Raw genomic sequence first — 8,206 nt, forward strand, 5'->3', positions numbered from 1 at the left:
GCTCTGATCGGCGGGCGTGGCGCGATAGGGAAAGGTTATGCGCCCGGCGGGTACATCTTCGTCTCGGGGGAACCCGAGGGTATGAAGGCCCTGGTCCTTCTGTTCGAATTGCTGCTGGACCTGTCATCGGTCTTCGATTCGGCGGAGCGCAAGGGGTGGGACCTATTCTACGCGATAAGCGAAGAGCTCCGCTAGTTTGAGTCCATCCCGCTCTTCGTCGGTCTAAAAGAGGACGTGCTCATGGCGGGGATCATCGACGAAGAGGCATTGGATTCCGACCCGGAGACTGCCCGGGACTACGACGAAGCTCCCGGCACTCTTCTGTCGGCGAGGCTGGACATGGAATCTTTCTGGTCCACCCTGCTAGAAACCCTAACACCTGCCTTCGCATCGAACTACGAGGATGTCGGAGGCGACCGTGACGAGATCCTGGAGCTGGTTGAAGAGCTCGACCTGATCGACCTGGCCCGCACCATCGGCGAGGTCAAAAGGGTGAGGCTGCTGGCGGACTCGGATGGAAGGGTGGGTATCAGGCTGGAGACGGGAAAGGCCGACGTAGAGCTGGTGCGCTCGCTCGAGAAAGCGGTCTGGAAACTGCTCGAAGAATAGCTGATAGACAGAAGACAGGGGGCCTCCGCCGCTTAGAGGCGGGGGGCCTGGCAATTAATTGCCGATCGAGGCGTTTTCTGCGCTTTGACTGGAGATTACTGGTATAATCGCGAACAGGATCACCATATCGCCTCTTGAGGGCTCTCCTGCGGATCGGAGGACAATTGATCATGGCGCGAACGGATGCCGTCTACCTGCCAGAACATCTCATGGCTCGGCTTGACGGCATAAGAGAACACCCGCTGACGGTAATCGAAGCGCCATCCGGCTTCGGCAAGACGACATCCCTTCGCGAGTATCTTCGAGGATGTCCTCATTCACGCTCCTTATGGTATACGTGCCTGGGCGAGACATCGGCTGGTTCGTGGGCCGGCGTTTGCGACCTTGTGGAGAACGTGGATCCGACCGCCTCCCGGGGCTTGCGAGGTCTCGGCACGCCCGACCGGGACGCGGCCTCGGACGTCGCTGCGATCATGGCCGAGTGCCGATGCGACCGCGAGACTTTTCTGGTCGTGGACAACTACCAGCTTCTCAAAAGCGATTCACCCGCTGAGATAGTCAGCGCCTTCTCCCTCCACGGCGGCGATTCGCTGCGGATGGTATTCATCACCCAGAACATACCGGGCAATGCCACGTGGCACGCGTCGGGGATCTTCAAGCTTAACGCCGGCGATTATCTGTTCGACAGGGAGAGCGTGGGTCGCTTCTTCAGGCTCTCCGGGCTGCGCCCGACTTCGGCCGAACTCGACGCCGTTTTCGAGGCATCGGGCGGGTGGATCGCCTCGATCAAGCTGCATATGATGCACTACAGGCTGACAGGCGCCGTGGCGCCGGACGCGGATATGGACGAACTGATGAAGTCGACCCTTTGGAGCCGGATGACGAACCGCGACAGAAAGCTCCTTATGGGGGTCTCCCTCTTCGACAGGTTCACCCTTGAACAGGCGGGCATGATGATCGACGATTCCCCGGGCGAGGCCGATATCTCGGAGACCCTGAAGAAGAACGCATTCGTACCCTACGATTCATCCGAGGGTGTCTTTCACATGCACGGGATTCTTCAGGAATTTATCAGGCATCGCTTTGCAGAGACGCCCGAGGCATTTCAAACGGGGACATACGGCAGAGCGGGCCGCGCCGCCATGTCCACGGGAGACCTCTTCCAGGCAACAAAGTTCTTCCTCGAGACCAAGGACTACGAATCGATCCTCGGCATGCCCTTCACCACACAATTCTTCTACAACTTCCCGGATCGGAGCGTGATCGACCTCTTCGAGCGCCTCGTCGACGAATGCCCGAGGGAGGTTCTTGAGAGGAATCCAATGCCTCTTATCAGGTTCGGGCAGCAGTTCTTCCGAGACAGAAGAGGCGAAGCGTTCGCGAAAGTATCCGGGCTTTTGCGGGGGCTGATCGATGCTCCCGGCGCCCTCTCCGGCAAGGGGATGCTGCGCGTGAGAGGAGAGTTCAACCTGCTTTCGTCCTTTCCCCGCTTCAACGACATCGCAGCCATGAGCGAGTATCACAGGCTTGCCTACAAAGACCTGGAAATCCTCTCGGCCCCTCCCCGTTCCGAGGTCTTCGGCGGCGCCATGCCGTGGACGATGAGCGGCGCCTCCGTCCTGTTCCTCTACTGGAGGGAGAGCGGAACTCTGGATAAAACCCTGTCGGTCATGGACGACTGTCTCCCCTATTACGTGACATTGGCGGGCGGACACGGTGCGGGAGGACAGCATATTATGCGCGCCGAGTCGGCCCTCTCCCGCGGTGACGACACGACTTCGGAGATAATGGCCCGCTCGGCGCTGTACGAGGCTCACACCGCCGGACAGAGCGGCAACAGCCTGTGCGCCTGGCTGGTGCTGGCGCGTATCGCGGTGCTGCGCGGAGACGAAGGGATGTACAGCGAAGCCCGCAACAGCATCAGGAACGAAGCGTCAAGATCGTCCCAGAGGTCCATCGTGCGCATTGCCGACCTGTGCCTGGCGTACACGGATATTCTGCTGGGCAGGCTCGACAGCATCCCCCGGTGGCTTCACGACTTGGCTGGAATACGCAGGGCGGTGTACGCGGACGGACAGCCCTATGCCATCACCCTCCACGCAACGGCGCTGCTGTTGGCGGGACGCCACGATGAGCTCCGGTCCGTGGCGGAATACCTCATGTCCGTAGCCCGAAGAATGAACTACATACTGCCCCAGGTAGTCGTACAGGTGCTTCTCGCCTCTGCCGCATCCCGAGAAGGGCATCGGGCCGAAGCGGAGGCGTACCTTGAGGGCGCGTTCGCCCTGGCCCTGCCCGACATGGTCCTGATGCCTTTCGCGGAACAGGCGGACGCACTCGGCACCCTGCTCCGCCGCGAAAACACAAACTCGGATCTCCTGGCGTTATGCGAAAGACAGATGAGCGGGAGGGCCTCGATACTGGGAAAGCAGACGGCCGTCACGACCCTGAGCGCCAGGCAGACCGAAGTCGCGCTCCTGCTGAAGCAGGGGCTGACCATGATACAGATAGCTAAAAGGCTCGACATCTCCGAGAACACAGTCAAAAGCACCGTCAAGGCCATATACGAAAAACTTGGCGTTCACACGCGGGCAGAGTTGATAAAGACCCCGCTTTAACCCTCCCGAAGATCGCTTTTAGCCGAATACCACCCTAAAAACCACCCGTTCGGGTGATTCCACGCACCGGCGAACGGGTGTATTGTCTACCATGCCGGGGGGGTTATCCGGATATAATGCGCGAACGTCATGTGCCGCACAGGGAGGATTAAACCACGGCTTAGCGCATAACACGAGGAGGATGGTTCAATGAGGATAACGGGAGGGTGGTCGAGGATCTTGCTTGGGGCAGTGTCCCTTTGCGCCGCACTATCGATCTCCGCGGGATCCGCGTCTGTGGTGGCCGGCAACGAGTTTCTGGTCAAGGACGGGGTCGTGCAGGATGTGAACGAGGACGGGGATGTAGTATGCACCGAGACCAGGGGCGAGTCCCCCGAAGACTGGAAGGACCCTGAGAAGGGGCTTGAGACCGAAGAGATAGTGGTGCCGCTCCCCTCCACCTCGGGGAACACATTCCTGACGAGGGACCGAGATTGGTTCTGGACAAGGGACGGCAAGGAGGACGAGGCGCCAAGGCCCAACGGCCTGCAGGAGACCGAGATCGGGTGGATATACTGGCTTTTCATCAACCCGGATTCCGACGAGGCCTTGAAGGGAGAGCGCAAAGGGCTTCATCTTTACTCCGATTACACCCGAAGATACTCTTTCCTGCCCCTCGACGATATAGACAACGTGAACTGCATCCACTTCAGCCCCGACGGCAATAGGTTCCTGATCGAGGCGCCCGCCGAGGAGATTCTCATAAGCCTTTACACGCTCGCCGACCTAGAGCAGCGCTTCTCCACCAGGAAAGGGGCGACGCCGCCGCTGTGGGCCGACTTCGCGCGCTTCGTCTACTCGAAGTACGAGCCCGGGACTACCCGTGGAGCACCCGAGGGGTACTCCGACGAATGGTCTTCGATTTATATGTACGATGTGACGACCGAAGAGGAGACGCTCCTCAAGGCGGCCACGGAGACCTGCGACTACACCCTGCTCTACTTCAACGAGGACGGCGACATAGTTGCCTACGAGAGCAAAGTCGAGTCCCCCGAAGGGTGGAGCGACCCGGAGAACTTGGTCGAGACCAAGGAGATAGTCGTACCGGTGCCCGCCGCGGGTTAGCGCGGTGCGTCTTTCTATCTATTCCATGGAGGTTTTTCCATAATGAGACTTATGCGCAACACTATGTCTGCCCTTTCCCTGGTCGTGATAATCTTGTGCTCCGCAGTCGTCGCGCGGGCCGAGTACCTGGACGCCATAGCGGAAATGGAAGCCCCTTATTTCGTGTTTCACCTGCAGGACGTGGGGAGCACCGCCCGAAGGCTGAGCGAATCGGAGTTTTCAGGCATGTTTCTCAGCGACGTCGACGAAGGTGACGGCATCGCGAAGTGGCTCGGCGGCCTTCCACTTTCTTACATCTCCCTCGCGGGGAACCCGGAGGGCGTGCATGGGGGCGTCGCCTTTCTCGAGGGCGCGGACCGCTCCTTGGAAATACTCGACCTCATGGTCGAGGAGGAGGAAGTGGACGGCGAGCAGATCGCGGAGTTGTTCGGACTGCCCGACGACGAGTCCCTGCGCGATAACTTCGCCTTCTCCGCAGAGATGGTCGACGACGGGCTTTACATGATCGAGACGGATACCGGCGGAATCCTGTACGAGCTATTGGGCGACTGGGAGTTCTTCGCCTCCGCGGAGGTGGGGGCGGACGGCACTATGCTCCTCGTGGGGTCGTCGCCGGAGCAGGTGGATGCGGCGCGCCGTGCGTTCGCATACGGAGACGCCCTTGAGTTCGAGAGACGCACCGAGGGAGGCAGTTTTCTGCTCGTCGCCGACGACGAGGATGGCATCATAAGCGAGACTCTTGCCGAGGAGTTCGACGCCCAATTCGAGCCGAATGCACCTTTTTCTTTCGAGCTCTCCCTTGAGCTCCCTGGGGACGGGATCGAACTGTCGCTTCGCCACAACCTGCTCGAGGTATTGACGGGAGACGCCGGTGGACTGGATGTGCCAGAGCTGGACGCATCGGGGCTCAAATACGGAGGCGGCGCGCCCTTCTTCAGCGCGATAGGCGCCCTCCCCCTGACGGGCGAGATGGCCTTCGAGATCCTCAAGGTGCTCGTCGACGCGGACGACGATGACGAGGAGGAGCTTATCGAGGGACTCAAGTCGGAGGGCATCGACTTGGACAAGCTTGCCTCCGCAGTCCGCTTCTTCGGCGCCGTGATAGGCGGACATGGCGCGATTGGTTCGGAGTACGCACCGGGCGGATATGCGTTCGTCTCCGGAGATCCGAAGAGCATGAAGGCGCTGGCCCCTCTCTTCGAGAAGCTGATAGGGCTGTCCCCTGTGCTTGAGCAGGTGAAGCGCAAGGGGTGGGATCTCTTCTTCACTCCGAACGAGTATTACCAGGAGGAGAATCCCATGCCGGTATTCGCCGGGCTGAGAAAGGGCGTGCTGATGGCCGGAGTTATCGACGACGAGGAGCTGGAGACGGACCCCGACATAGCATGGGGCGAGGTCTGCGACAGCGGCCCCGGAACGCTTTTCCTCGCAAAGCTGGACATGGAGTACCTCTGGTCAACCCTGATCAACTGTCTTACTCCGGACTTCATGGCCGGCCTCGAGGAGATCGGCGTGGATACAGACGATATCATCGATGCGCTGGAGGACCCGGCCCTGATGAGCCTGATTCACTCGGCCCAGGAGGTTTTGAGCGTGAAGCTGCACGTGGACGCCGAGGGAGGGGTCGATCTCAAGCTGGAGACAAGAGAGGTCGGCAACAAGCTGACTCGTTCCCTGAACAGGGCGATTAAGAAACTGGCCAGGGGACGCTGATGATACCCGCCAAGGGGCGGCGCAGGCTTCAAAATAATTTAAAAGGAGCTGTTGAACGTATGAAGAGGTGCATCCTGGCCTTGGCACTGCTGCTCGCGGCGCTCCCGGCCGGAGTCCCGGCGTTCGCCGATGAGGAGTGGGCCGACTACGAGAATGAAAGGTTCGGCTATTCCATTCAGTACCCGGTCATCTATAGCAAGATCAAGGAGTCGGACAACGGGGACGGAGTTTGGATGAGCGCGCGCGGCGGCTACGAGCTGACCCTGTCAGGGGGGTACAACGTATTGGAGCAGACTGCGGAAGAGATATTTGCCGATAGGCTGGAGGAGGTCTCTCACCTGGTCTCCGATGCCAACGGATGCGACGATGATTGGTACAGGCTGGTCTACAGCGACGATGGCGGCAAAAGCGGCAAAGAGCGCTACTTCCACGAGTTCGGCAGGGTCGACGAGGAGAGCTGGGCCTCCTTCATACTGGTATACCCCGCCAAGGAGGTGAAGCGATTCGCGCGGATCGCCGCGGTCATGGAGGACAGTTTGCGACTGGCAGGCGACGAGGAGTATGAACATGAAGGGGAGGGCATTCGAACCGAGGCCTACACGATCGAGGACGGGGAGCTGCTCTTCGGCGGAGAGCCATTGGAGTGCGAGATAAACGACGTACCGGACTGGCTCGACAACGGAATTTCGCACTGGGTCGTCATAGGCCCCGAGATGTCGGAGCAGGTGGCAGAGGAGGAGACCGGAATCTGGTTCTTCAACGAGGACGGCGACTTCATGAGCTTTATCCCTCTCGACAGCGAGTACGAGTTCCCGCAGATATACTGGAGCCCGGCTCAGGACAGGCTGGCATTGATCCGCGGCGGCACGAGGCCGGACCTGTTCCTTGAGATATACGGCGAGGGGATGGAGAAGACCGCCAAGTTCGGATGCCTCAGCGAAAGCGCCGAGTGGCTGGAGGACGGAATGAGGCTTGTCTACACCAGGATAGACGCAATACGTGAAAACGGGACTTACCCGGGTCGCTCCTACGGCTTCAAGTTCTCCGTGGTGCTGTACGACTCGGCGCTGGAGGAGGAGATAATACTGAAGGAGGCAGGTGACAAGGCCAACTACGTTCTCTCCGGGGTGGACGGCGATGAGATAGTGATAACCGAGAGCTACGTGAAGTCGCCCAAGGATTGGAAGGACATGGAAATGGTGAGGGAACGCGAAATCCGCGTTCCCGTCCCCGCAGCGGGTTAGATCATGAGACAGGGCCTCCGCGAACACTGCTATTTTTCTGAAAAGCTGATGAACAGACTGGCCGGTGCGTCTTGCCATCCGGTCACAGTAGTGGAGGCCCCCTCTGGTTTCGGCAAGACCACCGCGGTCAGGGAATTCCTGCGGAGAACCGGCGGCGACGCCCGCCAAAGCTGGTACACCTGTTTTGGAGAACAGCCTCGAAAGGCCTGGGAGAGGATCTGCCGCCTGTTCGACGGGGTAGACCTGGAGACGGCGGCGGAACTTAGAAGCTGCTATCCGCACTCCTTCGACGACATCGCCAGGCTGTCCGAGGTCGTGAAAAACTGCCGCTGCGAGGGAGAGACCTACCTTGTGGTGGACAACTTTCAGCTCTTCGACAACGAACTGTCGGGCCGACTGCCCCTCGCATTCGCCGATGCTTCCACGGAGAACCTGCACATGATATTCATCACTCAGCCGCTGCCGTCACCCGAGTTTACCGATCACGCCGATATCCTGAGGCTGGGCACGAGGGATTTCTTCTTCGACAGGGAGAGCACGGCCCGTCTCTGTCGCCTTAAGGGAGCCAGGATGTCCGAGCGCGAACTCGACAGGGTGCAGAGCGTTACGGAGGGCTGGGTATCGGCTATCCTGCTTCAAGCCTCCGTCCACAAGGAGACCGGCGCTCTGGCGGATGTGCGCGACATGGACTCGCTGGTCTCGACCGCCGTGTGGAACAGACTCGACGAATCGGAGAGAGATCTGCTTGCGTCTCTGACGCTGCTCGAATCCTTCACAATCGACCAGGCGACCCTCATAAGCGGTGAGCCCGAGCTTCACGAAGGGCTTCAGAGGCTGATAAGCGACGGATTTTTCATTCAGTATGTGTCGGACAAGGGCGTCTTCTCAATTCACGCAGTTTTAGGCGGCTACCTCGAA

7 protein-coding genes are annotated in these 8,206 nt (G+C 59.8%); all 7 read left to right on the forward strand.

What is annotated here, in order from left to right; translation table 11 throughout:
• A partial coding sequence (locus GX181_08125; GenBank protein NLM71907.1) for a hypothetical protein occupies positions 1–195 on the forward strand: 195 nt, incomplete at its 5' end.
• Positions 196–240: 45 nt separating this feature from the next.
• Positions 241–609, forward strand: a complete 369-nt coding sequence (locus tag GX181_08130) for a hypothetical protein (GenBank protein NLM71908.1) — start codon at positions 241–243, stop codon at positions 607–609.
• A 170-nt stretch (positions 610–779) separates the two neighbouring features.
• Positions 780–3,227 carry a hypothetical protein gene (locus tag GX181_08135; GenBank protein ID NLM71909.1) on the forward strand — a complete coding sequence of 816 codons (2,448 nt, stop codon included), beginning with the start codon at positions 780–782 and terminating at the stop codon, positions 3,225–3,227.
• Between the two features lie 189 nt (positions 3,228–3,416).
• The gene (locus GX181_08140; protein ID NLM71910.1) at positions 3,417–4,331 is read left to right on the forward strand and encodes a hypothetical protein; all 915 of its coding nucleotides are present in this window, start codon (positions 3,417–3,419) and stop codon (positions 4,329–4,331) included.
• A gap of 42 nt (positions 4,332–4,373) precedes the next feature.
• Positions 4,374–6,044 (forward strand): hypothetical protein, encoded by a 1,671-nt coding sequence (locus GX181_08145; GenBank protein ID NLM71911.1) that lies wholly within the window; start codon positions 4,374–4,376, stop codon positions 6,042–6,044.
• A gap of 59 nt (positions 6,045–6,103) precedes the next feature.
• Positions 6,104–7,288 (forward strand): hypothetical protein, encoded by a 1,185-nt coding sequence (locus tag GX181_08150; protein NLM71912.1) that lies wholly within the window; start codon positions 6,104–6,106, stop codon positions 7,286–7,288.
• A gap of 3 nt (positions 7,289–7,291) precedes the next feature.
• On the forward strand, positions 7,292–8,206 hold a 915-nt coding region (locus tag GX181_08155; GenBank protein NLM71913.1), incomplete at its 3' end, for a helix-turn-helix transcriptional regulator.

This window comes from Synergistaceae bacterium, from assembly GCA_012521675.1.
Taxonomy (GTDB): domain Bacteria; phylum Synergistota; class Synergistia; order Synergistales; family Aminobacteriaceae; genus JAAYLU01.

Coding starts and splice junctions, on each gene's coding strand:
- GX181_08130 (NLM71908.1), top strand. CDS start 241: ATGGCGGGGATCATCGACGAAGAGGCATTGGATTCCGACCCGGAGACT.
- GX181_08135 (NLM71909.1), top strand. CDS start 780: ATGGCGCGAACGGATGCCGTCTACCTGCCAGAACATCTCATGGCTCGG.
- GX181_08140 (NLM71910.1), top strand. CDS start 3,417: ATGAGGATAACGGGAGGGTGGTCGAGGATCTTGCTTGGGGCAGTGTCC.
- GX181_08145 (NLM71911.1), top strand. CDS start 4,374: ATGAGACTTATGCGCAACACTATGTCTGCCCTTTCCCTGGTCGTGATA.
- GX181_08150 (NLM71912.1), top strand. CDS start 6,104: ATGAAGAGGTGCATCCTGGCCTTGGCACTGCTGCTCGCGGCGCTCCCG.